Raw genomic sequence first — 392 nt, forward strand, 5'->3', positions numbered from 1 at the left:
TTGCTAGAGCGTATTGCGCCGGTTCAGGTGTACCAAGGCTTCAGCCAGCAGCACGACAATCTGCAGGTGCAGCGCGAGGCGTTTCTCGACCTGGCGCGTGCGCTGAGACGCGAGGCATTGGCCAGGCAACGCCTGCAGGCGATGGACGCCGAGCTGGCGCAATGGCGCGAGCGGCTGCGGGCTCATTACGGGCAGCGTCTGCCGGCCGTCACGGTGATACGCCTCTCGTCGCCGACGGCCGCCTTCATCAACGGCCCCAACTCCATGCCGCAACATGCGCTGGCGCTGCTCGGCCTTCAGCCTGCGATGGACCTGGCGCCGAGCCCCTGGGGCATCACTCAGGTACCGATCACCGCGCTGGGTCGCATCGAAGAGGGCGTCGTGCTGCATAT

General features: G+C 66.6%; 1 protein-coding gene. It reads left to right on the forward strand.

The window, feature by feature from the left end:
* The coding region (locus tag ACEWB7_RS18560) for a hypothetical protein (RefSeq protein ID WP_411581169.1) at nt 1-392 on the forward strand (392 nt) is incomplete at both ends.

Origin of the sequence: Acinetobacter sp. NIOH-H-8 (assembly GCF_046635365.1) — a bacterium.
Taxonomy (GTDB): Bacteria; Pseudomonadota; Gammaproteobacteria; order Pseudomonadales; family Moraxellaceae; genus Acinetobacter.